At 46.2% G+C, this 14,513-nt stretch carries 10 protein-coding genes; 2 read left to right on the top strand and 8 right to left on the bottom strand.

All coding sequences use genetic code 11. From position 1 onward, the window contains the following. Window positions 1-24 precede the first annotated feature (24 nt). The 7 genes from C7Y66_RS05170 to lepB form a co-directional block, all read right to left on the bottom strand. Complete coding sequence (locus C7Y66_RS05170; RefSeq protein ID WP_106544741.1) at window positions 25-2,379, bottom strand: response regulator; 2,355 nt, start codon at window positions 2,377-2,379, stop codon at window positions 25-27. A 34-nt stretch (window positions 2,380-2,413) separates the two neighbouring features. Then, window positions 2,414-2,593 carry a hypothetical protein gene (locus C7Y66_RS30425; RefSeq protein ID WP_146149735.1) on the bottom strand — a complete coding sequence of 60 codons (180 nt, stop codon included), beginning with the start codon at window positions 2,591-2,593 and terminating at the stop codon, window positions 2,414-2,416. Window positions 2,594-2,785: 192 nt separating this feature from the next. Next, window positions 2,786-4,096 (bottom strand): D-alanyl-D-alanine carboxypeptidase, encoded by a 1,311-nt coding sequence (locus C7Y66_RS05165; protein WP_106544740.1) that lies wholly within the window; start codon window positions 4,094-4,096, stop codon window positions 2,786-2,788. Between the two features lie 395 nt (window positions 4,097-4,491). Then, complete coding sequence (locus C7Y66_RS05160; protein ID WP_106544739.1) at window positions 4,492-5,820, bottom strand: dihydrolipoamide acetyltransferase family protein; 1,329 nt, start codon at window positions 5,818-5,820, stop codon at window positions 4,492-4,494. Between the two features lie 198 nt (window positions 5,821-6,018). After that, window positions 6,019-6,471, bottom strand: a complete 453-nt coding sequence (locus tag C7Y66_RS05155) for a YlqD family protein (RefSeq protein ID WP_015154035.1) — start codon at window positions 6,469-6,471, stop codon at window positions 6,019-6,021. Between the two features lie 45 nt (window positions 6,472-6,516). After that, window positions 6,517-8,550, bottom strand: coding sequence for a long-chain fatty acid--CoA ligase (locus C7Y66_RS05150; RefSeq protein WP_106544738.1), 2,034 nt, complete (start codon window positions 8,548-8,550; stop codon window positions 6,517-6,519). A gap of 185 nt (window positions 8,551-8,735) precedes the next feature. Then, window positions 8,736-9,314 carry a signal peptidase I gene (lepB, locus tag C7Y66_RS05145; RefSeq protein ID WP_106544737.1) on the bottom strand — a complete coding sequence of 193 codons (579 nt, stop codon included), beginning with the start codon at window positions 9,312-9,314 and terminating at the stop codon, window positions 8,736-8,738. 263 nt (window positions 9,315-9,577) lie between these two features. On the opposite strand from lepB, the gene C7Y66_RS05140 reads away from it, so the two are divergent. Both C7Y66_RS05140 and C7Y66_RS05135 read left to right on the top strand, forming a co-directional pair. Beyond that, the gene (locus C7Y66_RS05140) at window positions 9,578-10,969 is read left to right on the top strand and encodes a malic enzyme-like NAD(P)-binding protein (RefSeq protein ID WP_106544736.1); all 1,392 of its coding nucleotides are present in this window, start codon (window positions 9,578-9,580) and stop codon (window positions 10,967-10,969) included. A 60-nt stretch (window positions 10,970-11,029) separates the two neighbouring features. Then, the gene (locus C7Y66_RS05135; RefSeq protein WP_106544735.1) at window positions 11,030-12,184 is read left to right on the top strand and encodes a hypothetical protein; all 1,155 of its coding nucleotides are present in this window, start codon (window positions 11,030-11,032) and stop codon (window positions 12,182-12,184) included. A 187-nt stretch (window positions 12,185-12,371) separates the two neighbouring features. On the opposite strand, the gene C7Y66_RS05130 is transcribed toward C7Y66_RS05135, so the two are convergent. Then, a complete protein-coding gene (locus tag C7Y66_RS05130; protein WP_106544734.1) occupies window positions 12,372-14,324 on the bottom strand; it encodes a DUF1565 domain-containing protein in 1,953 nt (650 codons plus the stop codon). Window positions 14,325-14,513 lie beyond the last annotated feature (189 nt).

Genomic DNA, 14,513 nt, shown 5'->3' with positions numbered 1-14,513 from the left:
AGACTCAATTCTTGTCACTAGCCACTAATCACTAGCCACTGATAACTGGTCACTGGTCACTGTCTCCTTAGATGCAACCACACGCCCGCGCCCATTTTTCTTGGCGCGATAAAGAGCTTTATCTGCCACACGATACAAAGTTTCTAGATCTGCACCGTGTTGCGGGTAATGGGCAATTCCAGCGCTAAAGGTGATGGGTATGTTGCATTGAGGGTGTGTAGACTGCTGTTGCTGCCATCCGATCGAGATATCTGTCAATCGCTGTACTCCGTCTTGGCTGGTCATACCGTACAAACCGCAGATGAATTCTTCACCACCCCAACGAGCTACTATATCTTCTCGACGCAACGAATGCAGTAACCACTGTCCCAGCTGACGTAACACCGCATCGCCCACTGCATGACCGCAGGTATCGTTGACTAGCTTAAAGCGATCGATATCTAAAACTGCCAAACAGAGGGGTTGATGATGCCGCTTTGCTAGATTTAGCAAGCGTTCTAAGTCTTGAGTAGATTTATGGCGATTAGCAACTCCCGTCAGCGGGTCAATTTCTGCTAAGTTGCGCAAAAGTTCGATCCGGTCGAGCCGATTCATGATTCGGTTTACGAGTTCCGGTCCAACAATCGGCTTGCTGACAAAATCATCCGCCCCAACTGCAAACACTTGATTTACCGTATTGGCATCGCTGTAGGCAGTCAGAAATAAAATTGGCAATCCGCACCAGTGCGAATCTTGGCGCACGATCTGACACAGCTCTAAGCCGCTGAGATGGGGCATATTGATATCTAAAATGAGCAAATCTGGAGCTGAGGCTTCTAGTGTTTCCCAAAAACGACGCGGATCTTCGATACAAATCGTCCTCAAACCCCACGGTTCTAGCAGGCTGCGTAGGGTAGCAAGGATCTGAGGATCGTCATCCACTACCATCACCTTAGCTGCTGTCGCTTCCTTTGGTAGTAATTGGGTGACTGCCTGTAAAACTTGGGCTGGCGGTACGGGCTTGGGTAAAAAGGCATGTCCGCCACAACGGGCAACTTCAAGTCGCGTCATCAAATTATCTCGATCGCTATGGACGAGAACGGGCAAGGAGGGATAGCGATGTTTGAGTTCGACTAGGAGTGCTAAGCTGTCTGCTGTATTGCCATCAAGATCGAGTAATACGACTTGGGGTGGCGATAAAGCGATCGCTTTCCTAGCTGATTCTAGGTGAGTGGCTATTTCTGCTTGAATGCCCCACACTCCCGCTTCTTCGATCAATGGCTCTGCCAAATGGCGATCGCTATTAAAGATTAACAATTGCGGCAACTCTTGTTTAACTGCGACAGGTGTTGTCAGTTCGGGAGGAGTTAGTTCTATCGAGTGGCGTAAAGCCGCTACGAGTTCTCGCAAATGTTTTGTTTCTGTTTGACTCATCGGCTTTTTGGCTCGCAAACTACGTTCGATTTTCCGTGCTAGTTGCGAACCTGTGGCAAAACCAAAAGTACCTAAAGAACCTGCTAAAGTGTGAGCAGCTTGTTCTGCATGGTGACGTTGCTCTACTGTCAGTTGAGCTGGCAAGATTTGAGTTGTAGCTTGTTCTAATAGCGTTACCTGCTCGTTTACCCTACCCTGAAATCGCTCCCATACTCCTGCTAAAGCCGTTAGAGTTTGTTGTCGCGTCTGCTCGCTTGGCTCATCTGAGGACGGTAGTGTAAGTTTATTGACCGATGGCGACTTAAGACGATAGCCGATCCCGTAGACGGTTTCGATCGCATCTGCGGGTGCGCCAACTGCTTTTAATTTCTGCCGCAGTCCTTTAATTTGCGTCCTTACGGCTTCTTCCCCTGGGGTTTTATCAAACGACCAAACACGATCCAAGATGGCGCTGCAACTGAAAACCCGGCGATTGTTCCGTAAAAACAGTTCTAGCAAGGCGTACTCTTTGGGAGTCAATTGTAGCGATCGCCCGCTATAAGTCACTTCACAGCTACTCGGGTCGAGTCGTAGCTCTCCCCACTCTAATACTGGCGAAACACTCGTATTTCCACGCCGCAATAAAGCTCGCACGCGGGCAAATAATTCTTCTTGGTCAAAGGGTTTGACCAGATAATCATCTGCACCAGCATCTAAGCCGATTGCCTTATCGTGACTGCTATCTCGTCCGGTCAGCAACAAAATTGGCATTTTGTAACCCTGCGATCGCACGCGACGGCAAAGCTCGATTCCGTCCAACTTTGGCAACATGACATCTAACAGGATCAGGTCATATTCGTAAGCTTGAACTAGTTCCCACCCTGATTCGCCATCAGCTGCTATTTCTACAGCATAATTTTGCTCGGATAGCACCAGATCTAGGGCATTAGCGATAAACTCGTCATCCTCTACAACTAAAATGCGCATTGTCTAGCGATCGGTTGTCAGTTGTCAGTTATTATCAGTTATCAGTTATCAGCGGAGCGTGGTGCGTGATGCGTGATGAATAGGGTGTAGGGTGTAGGGTGTGGGGTGTAGGAAATTGGTAGTTGGTAGTTGCCCCTCTGCTCCCCTGCTCCTCTGCTCTCTTCACTTCCTCCGCTTCCTCAGCTCCCTCAGCTCTCTTATCTCTCAGCCTCACTCAAGCCGATCCTAAAGCAAAATTACAGAAAATTAAGGTTTGTTTGCAAATTTAAACCAAGATCGAGCTGAACTAGTTACAAAAGTTGATTGTTGAATTTGTCATTTGTTATTTGTCATTGGTCGTTGATAACTGATAAGTACAGACGTTACATGTAACGTCTCTACACTGATAACTGATAACTGATAACTGTCATCCCTTGTACAAAATCTCGTTTCGACCCGCTGCACCCAGGGGAGTAGGGGTAACGCCGATCGCGTGGGGAGCGATCGCAGTAGGAATGACGGGGGAGGCGTGCCATTCATGGAGGAGATTTTGCAGGAATTTGTCTTGTCCTGCGCGCAGACTTTCAAGCTGCCATCCTCGATTGATAATGACAAACCAAACCAAACCGCGATCGCGGGTGGGTAAAACTCCTGCTAAGGCGCTGACTTCGTTCAAGGTTCCGGTTTTGACGACAGCACCCGCAGGGACGTGGCGTAGTTCTAGCGTACCTCGGCGATCGCGTCCCGATACGGGAAACAAGTCGGCAACGCTCAGTTTATAGGGAAGTAATTCTCGTTGTACTGCCATAAACATCGCACAAGCTGCCCTGGGAGAAATTTGATTTTCCATCCCTAGTCCAGAAGTATTACCCAACAAAATTTCTGAGTCTGGCACTCCCGTGGTTGTTGCCGCTATTTGGCGCACGCTTGGCGCTCCACCTAACATTTGCCCTAACATTTGTGCCATTTCATTATTACTGTAAACATTCATTTCCTTCAGAATTTCTGCCAAAGACAAAGAATGATGACGTAGTAATAAGATTTGCTTGGGATTGGGAATGGCTGCGACTTGTACGGTTCCGGCGATCGCGACACGCGGTTTTGGCGTACCTGGGGGTAAGGTAGAGTATTGCATTTTAGCAGCAGCTTTCCAGGTAGAGGCATTTAGTCCTTGTTTGAGCAGTTCTCCAGCCTTGAGGGGATCGGATTGATAGTTCATGGCAAAATTACCAGTCACGACCAAATTGCCCGTAACGCGAGAAATTCCCAATCGATTCAGACTGTTACCCAGGGCGATCGCTTCCTCCCAAACAAACAGCGGGTCTCCCCCACCTGTAACGATTAAATCTCCTTCGAGAACTCCTTTTTGAATCGGTCCTGTGGCACTAATCAACGTTTGGAAGCGGTGATTTGGTCGCCAAGTTTTTAAAGCAGCTAGGGATGTAGCTATTTTTGTCAACGAGGCAGCCGGTAAGGGGACTCGACCGTTATTTTCGCTCAGTAGTAACGGTCCCGACTGTATCCAAATTCCCTGCTCGGTGCTGGCTATTCCTTTAGTTTTCAACCCTTGTAAATACTGCTGTAAAGTTGTCGCCGCCACGCTATCTGGTGCTGAGTTAAGCACTAGTGCCGGAGCAGTTTGTAGCGCCAATAATTCCCATGCTGCTGATGCTTCAGGGTGTATCCCTGCCACACCTAGCCAAAAACTAACCAACCCCGAGCTAATCAGATCTAACATATGAGTGGTGCGTGGTGCGTAGACAGAGAATTCGGAATTCGGAATTAATTGCGACTTGTGACTTGATTTTATTCCCTACTTCTTGGTTCACTTTCACTATTTTGAATAATGAATGCCCGATTGTCTCTACTTTGGAGTGGTTGGCGATCGGTAAATAATGTTAAGAGTTTGAGCGAATAGAATTCGCTGCTACACAGACAAAACCCGCCTGCGCGGGTTAAAACTGCCATTTTATAGAGGTTTTCAATTGGGTACAACACATAATAAGTAGGGGCGCACAGCTGTGCGCCCCTACTACTGTCACGCACGCAATCGAGAATTGCGATCGCATCAGTCTGCGCAGGCAGACTTAGTTTGTGTAGCCGCGACTTACAGTCGCAAGAGTGCGAGATAGACTACATTGTCAAAGACTGAGCGTTCGTTTCAATTAACTTCGCCAAATCTTGCAAGAAAGCTGCTGCATGAGCGCCGTAAATAATCCGGTGGTCGCTGGTCATATTGACCTGCATTTGCTGGCGCACGCCCAACATTCCATCAGCCGTAGCTACAACCTGGGGACGCGACGCACCGATCGCCAAGATTGCTCCTTGTCCTGGGGGTAAAATAGCATCGAAACGGTCTACGCCAAACATCCCTAAATTTGACAGCGTAAACGTGCCGCTGTTATATTCCTCTGGTTGTAACTGCTTGGCTCTGGCACGGTCTACTAAAGACTTCCAATTGCGAGAAAGTGAATAGATATCTAATTTGTCGGCGTTTTGCAGCACTGGCGTAATTAAGCCACCGTCATCCATTGCTACAGCCACAGCAATATTAATGTTAGGGTGATAGACAATTCCCTGTTCTGAGTAACTAGCATTCACTAATGGATGCTTTTGTAGTGTCACCGCTACAGCTTTAGCTAGTAAAGCTGTCATTGTTACGCCCTTGGACTTAATTTGCTTGTAAAGCTTATCTAGTGCATCGGTAGTGATGGTATAACCCACCCGAAAATCAGGTGCTTGCAGGCTAGCAACCATATTCCGTACCACAGCGTTTTGTAATGTGGTGAGGGGCTGCACGGAGCCAGCAACGGTACTTACAGGGGTAGGGGTAGCAACTGGTTGAGGTGCTGGGGCTGCACTGGGAATCGTCACTTGCGGTTGTGCTGGAGCCGATGGAGCTTTACTCTTGCCAGCAAAAGCTTCCACATCCTCCGCTACAATCCGACCGTGAGGACCGCTACCTTTAAGAGTATTTAGATCGACTTTTAAATCCTTCGCTAACTTGCGAGCGCGGGGTGAAGCGATAACCCGCCCATCACTACGACTTGCACCATTTTGAGACTCAGCTTGAGAGTCAGTTGCAACTGCACTGACTGGAGTTGGAGTAGGGGCTGTATTTTTTACATCTGCTGTCTGCCCTGGGGAAGTTGTAGCAGCAGGTGCTGAAGTTGTTTGATTTCCCGACTGCGCTTGTTGTTGCGCGATCGCAATTTCTGCTTCTGTCTCGGCAATTAAGGCGATTGTAGCTCCTACAGGGGCAGCTTCTCCAGCGGGGACGAGGATGGTGGCAAAATATCCTTCGTAAAAGGATTCCACATCCATGTCTGCCTTATCGGACTCAACTACTAGGACTGTTTCGCCTTTTTCTACCTTGTCACCAGGCGATTTGACCCAAGAGACAATTTTGCCTTCGGTCATTGTAGAACTGAGAGCGGGCATGAAAACTTCGTGTAGAGTCATGGAGTGGTTTCCCAACAGAGCGCGATCGATTAGTTTTTAGAAATAAACTAGAAGGTTATTTTACCTTTAGTGAGATGGTAATTGGTAGTTGGTAATTGGTAATTGGTAGTTGGTGGTTGGTAGTTAATTTTCATCAACTATTAACCATTCACCATTAACGATCCACATTTTCCATTACCCATTACCCATTACCCATGCTTAAATTTCACCGCGAATTTCTTCTACAATTCCGTCGCGCAACAGAATTTCAACTTGAAGTTTGGCGATCAAGTTGTCCCCTGGCTGGACGCTGAAGATCCCTTCTAATTGAAATTGGCTGACTTCTTGATTCATTTCGAGCAGTTGCACCTGCTGAAGGTTCTGCAAACTCTGGTTTTTTTGCTCCAACAGTTCGCTTTTCTTCTCGTTGACTTGCAGTTGAATGCTTTCGATCTGCTGGCGAGTTTCTGGACCTGGAGGCTGTATGCTTTGTTTTTGGATCTCGGCGATCGCCCGTTGTCCTTGTTTTTCTAATTGTTGCAATTGCTGGTCAACGGCGTTAATTTGTGCTTGTAGCTGCTGCTGGACTTCATCTTTCCAGCGGGGAGTCACAACTGCTTTGACGTTGATCGGGCGCTTTAACAACATCTGTTGAGGGTTTGCGGCATCCATAGTTGATGATTGGTATTTGTTACATAGTTTGCGGTAATCCTAAGATTACCTAAACATCCCGTCAATCATATCGTGATAGCGCTCCATGACAACGGGTCGGCGAATTTTTAAGGTTTGGGTTAACATTCCATTCTCAATTGAAAATGGCTCTAAAATCAGCCGATATGTACTGATGCGATCGTCGGGACGATACCCTGGACGGTCTTGAACTTCCCGCGTTAACTCTTGGCGGAATAGGTTTTGGATTTGTGGGTGGTCGAGATCGATTGGTTGGAGTCGAGAGTTGGGAGCCGTAGGGGCGCACTGCTGTGCGCCCGTACCAGAGTCGGGAGTTCCCCCTTGTCCCCCTTGTCTTACCTCTGGTAAATTCAACTGCAAATTCTGAGAGACAGCCCACTGCTGCAATGCTTCTAAGTTAGGGACAATTAAAGCTCCAAGCGATCGCTGGTCTTGTCCGACTAGCATAATTTGGTCGATGTAAGGACTGCGCAGACACGCATCTTCGATTGGCTGCGGTTCGATATTTTCACCGTTAGACAAGACAATCGTATCTTTTGCCCTACCTGTTAGCACGATGTCGTTTTTCGGTGTAACTAGACCTAAATCGCCAGTATCGAACCAACCTTCAGGATCGATCGCTTTGGCTGTCGCCTCTGGGTTTTTGTAGTAACCCTGCATCACCTGGGGTCCTCGGATCAAGACCAAGCCGCGCTGCATCGATGGTAGGGTTTGGCGAGTTTCAGGATCGACGATTTTGGCTTCCGTGCCTGCCATTGGCAACCCAGAGGAACCGCGTAGATTGCACCAAGGGCGACGAACGTGGGTCACGGGAGAGGTTTCGGTTAAACCGTATCCTACTAAAATTTCGACACCAACAATTTCAAAAAAGTTTTCGAGGTGCATGGCAAGGGAACCACCACCGCTAATCACCTGCCTAATTCGTCCTCCCGTTGCTTCTCGTACCTGTTTGTAAACTAAACGATCTGCAAGATTGTGAATCGGTGCTAAAACTGCGGTTTGAATCCCAGCTTGTAGGCGTTGTAATGGAGAAGGATAGAGGTTATCTAATGCTAATCCTCGAACAATTCGCCGTGCTTTTATGTAACGTTGACTAATATTCAATAGGGAATAAATTAGACGTTGTTTTTTAACGGGTTGGTCGCGGAACTGTTTTTGCACCCCTTCGTAAATCGATTCCCACAACCGAGGAACGCCCACCATGAGGCGAGGTTTGAATGCTTTTAAGTCTGCTTTGACGTGACGAATATTCGTGTATATCTGCGTACAACCTTGAGAAAGGAGGAAATATTCGACACTCCGCTCGTAACAGTGCCAGACAGGTAAGATACTGAGAATGCGATCGCCAATTTCTGGTTGTACGACTGCGCCAAATGACGTAACTTGATGCAGTAAATTTCCGTGAGACAGCATGACACCCTTGGGTTTACCTGTCGTCCCAGAAGTGTACATCAGGGTGGCAAGAGTATCCCGATTCTGCGCCACTGGTTGGAGTGGTTGATTTTCTCCCACCGCCATCAGTTGGGAGAAATTCATAATTTTGAGCGAGTCGCTTTCGTCTAGGATTTCATCTGAGAGTAACACCACCAACTGAATTGGTAGTCCGTCCAAGCCTTCGCGCACTTTACTTAAAGTCTTGCGGTCTTCTATTACCAGTGTTGTACTACCGCTATGTTCCAAGATGTATAGTAATTCTTGTTTCTCCGCTTGGGAGCTACGCACGACATCTACTCCCCCAGCGGTTAATATTCCTTGATCGGCAATCATCCAGCGCGGACTGTTATCAGCTATGAGTCCCACTCGATCGCCTGCTGCTACCCCCAGCGCTTGCAACCCTGCGGCAAAAATTTGAATGTGCTGGTACAGCTGGTTGTAGGTAAAAGTTATCTCCGGTTCGACGTGGGGATCGTGCAGCGCCACGGTATTGCCAAATTTTTTGACCGCGATCGCCCAAATTTCTGGTAATGACTGCACGCTGGAATAATCGACCGTGCGTTTTAAATTGGAGCGTTCTCGCTCGGTTAGGTTGAAATAGAAGTTAGAGGGGCGGTTGTGCGACATAACTCGTGCGACAAACTCAATCGCTGGTAAAGTTCGTTTGCAGTCCTGTATACATACAACTTACCTTGCGATAGATGCATTTGAGCTATTAAGTTAGGACACAAGCATTGCTGTCTACTAATTCAGTTGTCGGTAGGGGCGCACAGCTGTGCGCCCCTGCCAACTCCCGCCTCATCACCCACTACTCAAGAGCGATCGCGAGTAAAAAGACCAATGCGATCGAAAGGATAGAAACGGACGATCGCCTTACCGATAATGCGATCGCGTTTTACAAAGCCCCATTCGTGTCCGTCACAACTATTGTTACGATTATCTCCCAAGACTAAATAAGAATTCGGCGGGATGACTCGAACAGGTCGTTCGTAATCTGGTTTGCTGGCAATATAGTTTTCTGTTAAAGGGCGATCGTTGATATACACTTGTCCCGCTTTTACTGCGACTCGTTCCCCAGGAAGTCCCACAATTCGTTTAATAAACGAGTCTTGCGAGTTAGATGGCAATCCACACGCAGAGATTGCAGCGGGAGGTGGTTGAAATACTACAATGTCGCCTCTTTGAGGTGCTTGAAAGCGGTAGCTGAGTTTATCCACCATCAAGCGATCGTCAACTGCTAGAGTCGGTTCCATCGAACCAGAAGGAATAAAAAAAGACTGGGCGACACCAGCACGAATTCCAAATGCTAAAAACAAGCTCAGACCTACAGTTTTCAGTCCCTCTATCCACAAATTCTCTGGCTTTGGCTGTTGGAGATTCCGTTTAGGCATTGGCAAACGCAGGCTAAATGCAAGTTATAAGTACAATAACTGGTTAGCTATGACTGAAGTTATATTTCTTGGTTCCCGATTGCAGTTATAGCAATCCTATTTGATTCATGAACGTGGAGCAGGCTTCTAGCCTGCCGCAGGCTAGAAGCCTGCTTTACAGATCATTTAGAACTGCTATATCAGGGTAATTGGTAGTTGTTAATTGGTAGTTGGTGGTTGTAGTTATCCTCCTTGTCCCCCTTGTCCCCCTTGTCCCCCTCTCTATGATTGACTCGACTCCAAATCCTAGTTTTAGTTTGACACTGCGCTTGCAGATTCCCAATCGCGTTGGGATGTTGGCTAGCGTGACTCAAGCGATCGCCTCTTGTGGTGGAACTCTCGGTCAAATCGATCTGGTGGAACGCACGCGATCGCAGGCAATTCGCGATTTGACCGTAGGTGCTTCTAGTACGGAACAGGCTGAGGCGATCGTGCAGGCAGTACGGACATTACCAGATATTGAAGTGATTAATGTCTACGATCGCACTTTTAATTTGCATCGCGGTGGCAAAATCTCTGTTAGCAGCAGAATTCCGCTCAAAAGTCAAGACGATTTGGCAATGGCATACACGCCAGGAGTGGGGCGAGTTTGTATGGCGATCGCCCGCGATCCAGAACAGGTGTACAGCCTGACAATTAAACAGAATACCGTGGCGATCGTCACTGATGGGAGTGCAGTTTTAGAATTGGGAAATCTGGGTGCGGCGGGGGCATTACCTGTAATGGAAGGCAAAGCCACGATCTTTAAAGAATTTGCTGGAATTAATGCTTTTCCAATTTGTTTGGCGACTCAGGATACACAAGCAATTATCGCTACTGTGAAAAAAATTGCTCCCGTATTTGGTGGCATAGACTTGGAAGATATTGCTGCCCCGCATTGCTTTGAAATCGAACGACGGCTGCGGCAAGAATTAGATATTCCCGTGTTTCACGGCAACCAGCAGGGGACGGCGATCGTGACGCTGGCGGCGCTGACTAATGCTTTGAAGTTAGTTAATAAGTCAATAACGGAAGTGAGGATCGTTATTAACGGTGCGGGGGCGGCGGGAGTCGCGATCGCGCGGCTTTTGAAAAATGCTGGTGCTGTCCATATTTTGCTGTGCGATTCTAAAGGTATTCTTTCCACCCAGCGTCAAGATTTAACTGCCCAAAAGCAAGAATTTGCCGTCAGTCAAATGGGAACTTTGGCAGGTGCTTTAGTCGGTACTGACATATTTATTGGTGCTAGCGCCCCAGGTATATTAACGCGAGATATGGTGCGATCGATGGCAAAAAATCCAATTGTGATGGCGATGGCAAATCCAATCCCTGAAATACAGCCAGAACTAGTAAATAATGATGTTGCAGTCATAGCAACGGGGCGCAGCGACTACTCAAATCAAATCGATAGTATTCTGGCATTTCCTGGGGTATTTCGCGGCGCTTTAGACTGTCGTGCCACGACAATAACTACCATGATGTGTTTAGAAGCAGCACAGGCGATCGCCTCTCTAGTAGCACCCACAGAACTCAACCGCGAACATATTATTCCCTCTATATTTGACGCTAGAGTTGTTCCTACTGTAGCAGCGGCTGTGCAACGCGCCGCCCGTCAGGAGGGAATTGCACGTTGTTAATATTTATATTTCGCTTTATGAGAGTGGGAATTATATATATGTCAACACAAGAGATTTTCTATGACTGGTGGCATTTATTTAATTCAGGATGACGAGCAATTAGTAGAAATGACGGAACAAGCCTATAATTCAGAAGCTTTACTACAAAAATTGTTAGTGGATTATCCTAGCCTTCTAGCTGGAGATCAAATAGACAGCACCACACCGCGACGCTGGTTATTAATAAAACCAGAAATGGAAGTTCCTTCAGAAGAAGATGGATATGGACGCTGGTTTGTCGATCATTTATTTCTCGACCAAGACGGAATTCCTACAATTGTGGAAGTCAAGCGTAGCTGTGATACCCGAATTCGGCGAGAGGTTGTCGGTCAAATGTTAGATTATGCATCTCATGCTGTAGTTTATTGGTCAATTGAAAAAATTATTACTCAGTTTGAAGCAAATTGTCAGATTAGAGGTTTAGAACCTAACACATTGTTATCGCATTTCCTTGTACCCGATCGTCCAACATTATTCGATCTTATTGAAGATGATATTCAAATCTCTAGTTTTTGGCAAAGAGTTAAAGATAATTTGCAGACAGGTAAAATTCGTTTAGTATTTGTAGCTGATAAAATTCCATCTGAACTTCAGCGAATTATAGAATTTTTAAATAGGCAGATGAACCCAGCAGAGGTTATAGGAGTTGAAATTAAGAAATTTGAAGGGCAAAATTTAAAAGTTCTCATTCCTAGAGTTATCGGTCAGACAACAGCAGCAAAAGGTACAGAAATTAGTAGTGTCGCGCGAGAGGTTAGACAGTGGAATGAAATAAATTTTATTGAAGAAATAGAAATAAAACAAGGAGTTGACATAGCAAAGACTACTCAAACAATCCTTGATTGGGCGAGCTGTAAAAATTTATCTCCTACATGGGGTCAAGGAAAGCAATCTGGTTCTTTCACACCAAGAATCGTCACTGCCAAAGGAGAAAAGAAAAAGTTTTTTGTAGTTTGGACAAGTGGCACAGTTGAAATTTCTGCAAACGAAGCTCCGTTCAATCTGCCAGAAATCAAGAATGAACTGCTTAATCGTCTGACTTCTCTTGTAGGCAACGCAATATCTGTAAACCCGTACTATTGGTATATTCCGTTATCAGTACTAACAGAAGAAAGTATCTTAAAACAATTTTTAGAAGTAATTGAATGGGCAATAAGTGAAATACAATTATTGTAAAATTTGAAGATTTCTATTACATAGCTTTGAATCTTACTCTTATCTTTTTAGCATTAGTATGGTTAATCATATAAAAACCCTAGATGAATCGTGAATTTGATTGCCCGTGTAGAGACGTTACATGTAACGTCTCTACACGGAAAACGATCGCAAATCAATTTGGATTGCTATATATCCTAGTGTTAAACTAATTCATCTGTTCGACTTTCGCTTTTAACCCGTTACTAGTAAGTAACTGCGCGACTTCATCAGCCTTAGAGCGATCGCTAAATGCGCCCGCTTGCATAATTGTTTTACCCTTAGCAATAACCCGAAACGAACCAGGAACGAGCGATCGCACTTTTTCTTGTGTAGGTGCGTTTTCTGCTTCTACCAAGACTCGATAGCGCAAACTTCCCACTTGAGAAGAGTTATGCGATGATACCGCAGCAATTCGGGCAGGGCGATCGCTACCAGAAGGTATGTCACCATCAGGAACGGGTAACAATTCGTTAGGATTGACGGCAGCTGGTTTTAAAGTTGGTAAGCCTTGAGTTATCGTATCGCCTTTTGCTGGTGGCTGCGATCGGCTGACAGGAATTTCCACCTCAGTTTGAGGGTTGGCAGCAAGTGGTTGCTTCTCATTTGTAGCAGGGGCTTTTGTTGCTTCAGGCTTGGGTTTAGTTGCAGGAGCTTTTGCTACTTCGGGCTTAGGTTTTGTCGTTGATGTCGCAATTTTTGGAGATTGGTTTTGTGATGCAGGTTTGCTAGGCTTAGATGCTGAAGGCTTCTTTGGCTTTTGAGCGGGCTTCTTTTGAACTGGCGCTGATTCCGACTCCGGTAGCGGTACGGGAATTTCTACGACTTGTAATGCTGGAGGAGAATTCGGAATTCGGAATTCGGAATTCGGAATCAAAGATTCTCGTGCGGGCGAGTTTGATGGAATTGTAGGTTTGCGCACAGGATCTTCTGGTAAACTCGCCCCTACGACTCCTGTACGGGCGAGTTTTGAACCAAGATTTATCGCTTCATCGGTGGCACTTTCGCTAAACCCGCCCCTACGATTCTCGACTCCCGCATTTGAGGCAAGATTGCTTGTCCCTGCAAAATCGATATTACCAATGGAACGATCTGCGGTAACTTGATTGCCTACCGCTGAAATTGTGACTCGCTTGGCTGCACTGCTATTGATGTCATAGCGTCCGTTTTGGCGAAATTGATTGTTACCTGGTTCGGTTGGCGTGCCTAAATTGGGTTGACTGTTGGCGATCGCCACGACACCATCTTCTTTATTACCCTCGATAATGTTATTGCGTAGGACTGGTTTTGTAAAAGCTTGAGACACAACACCAGCCCGATTATTTATAATTTGATTCTCTATAATTAACGGTGCGGCTCGTTGAGCAACATTAATGCCATAACCCGTTTGCTCAAAGACATTAGCGCGGATCTCTGGTTTGGAAATTCCGTAAACTGTAATTCCGTTCGCGCCATTTTGAGTAAAGCGATTGTTACGGATGATTGGCGCACTATCACCCGTGATGGAAATTCCATCGTGGCTGCTACCAGTAAAAGTATTATCCGCGATCGCGGGACTGCATGACTCAATCCACAATCCATAACCGCGTGGGTTGGGATTCGTGACTGTTATTCCCGTCAATCCAGCTTCATCCGCCCCTAAAATTGCTACATCTTGACGCGCAAAGGTAGGACTCATATACGTTCCCCCACCTTTGATAACAATGTTGCTACCCTGGCTGCTAGAGTCACCTTCAAGAGTGACTCCTGGTTTAAGTCTAAGCGGAAATGTCTCACCAGATTCTCTGCTATAAGTTCCCGCCGCTAGTTTAATGATGCTATTGGATTCAGCTTGTTGAAGGGCTTGAGCGATCGTTTTAAAAGGACTGCTTTCACTGCCATTGCCATTCTCACCAGCTGTAGGATTGACAAATATAACTTTTTTCGCAGTTTGAGATTCGCTAGTTGGGGTTTGCGTCAGTTGCAGTGGTGGGATAGCAACACCTACATGACTGAAACACAGCCAGAAAAATATAGTTAGACTAATTCTAGTGGCACTGAAGAATAAACCGTGAATGCAAGTTTTTTGCGCCATCATCTGGAAGGATAAATAGGGATGGCGATCGCTACGGAAACTTTTCATACTCACGTCACTCCTTCTCACACAGACACAGAATTTTACTGCCAAATTTTAAATGGCAATAAAGTTTAGCTTTTTTCTACTTTGACTTGTTCTGCCTCCTTATATAGCTAAAGAGTCTAAAAGTCAAGAGGTAATTGGTAATTGGTAATTGGTAATTGGTAATTGGTAGTTGCTCCCTTGTCCCCCTTC

This window comes from Chroococcidiopsis sp. CCALA 051 (assembly GCF_003015105.1).
Lineage (GTDB): Bacteria > Cyanobacteriota > Cyanobacteriia > Cyanobacteriales > Chroococcidiopsidaceae > Chroococcidiopsis > Chroococcidiopsis thermalis.
Note: the sequence above shows the minus strand (reverse complement) of the source record. Positions and strands in the feature narration are given on the sequence as shown.